The sequence below is a fragment of the Formosa algae genome (assembly GCF_001439665.1).
Classification (GTDB): Bacteria; Bacteroidota; Bacteroidia; order Flavobacteriales; family Flavobacteriaceae; genus Formosa; species Formosa algae.
Genome location: NZ_LMAK01000001.1, coordinates 1 through 783, shown reverse-complemented (window position 1 = coordinate 783; position 783 = coordinate 1). Strand labels below are relative to the sequence as shown.

Genomic DNA, 783 nt, shown 5'->3' with positions numbered 1-783 from the left:
TGTTGTAGCCAGTTATTTGATTGTTATTATTTCGCTTTCCCAATTATTATTTTTCCTATGGATGATTAATAATCCGTCTTCATTAGTTGTCAATTTAGATTTTAGTTCTCCCTTGTTATTTATAAAACAACTTTTTCCTCCAGCTTCTATGTTCCAGTGTTCTCCGTTAAAATTTGACATTAAAATATTTAACGAATACTTTTTAGCGTAGTTTCTTAATTTTTCTATTCCGTTGTCAATTCCATTTTTAGAGTAAAAGATACTCGGTAAATAAAATGTATTATTAAGTTCACAAGATTTTTTCGGATGTAGTTCATTTTCTATATCTGCACAAATTGCAAAAGAAAATCTTTCTTCATTAATTTCTATAATTGGATTATTTTCAAAAGAAGGTTCAAAATATCGTTCCTCTCCGTCGTGAAGATATTGTTTTGTGTAAATTTTAATCAAATTATTTGGCAGGAAAATAAAAGAGCCAATGTGCATTTTGTTGTCAATTTTTATAGGTGCTCCTACAACGATTGTTATATTCTTTTCGACTGCATTTTTTTTCAAAGTGTTTAACTTTTTATCAAATTCAGTCATTGAAAGTTCTCTCGCTTTTTCTCTACAATATCCAGTTATAGACATTTCAGGGAAAATAATTAAATTAACTCCATTTTTAGAAGCTAAATCAATCATTTTGTAATGAGTTTCTAAGTTCTGATTAATCTCTCCAATTGTTGATTTAATCTGTGCTGATGCTATTTTCAATTTAGGTTGGGTTTTAATTGGCTACAACGT

The 783-nt window shown here is 28.2% G+C and carries 1 protein-coding gene; it reads right to left on the bottom strand.

The features are described 5' to 3' along the window. Window positions 1–12: 12 nt before the first annotated feature. Window positions 13–753: a carbon-nitrogen hydrolase family protein gene (locus AST99_RS00005; protein WP_057777826.1), complete on the bottom strand. Its 741-nt coding sequence runs from the start codon at window positions 751–753 to the stop codon at window positions 13–15. Between the last annotated feature and the right edge of the window lie 30 nt (window positions 754–783).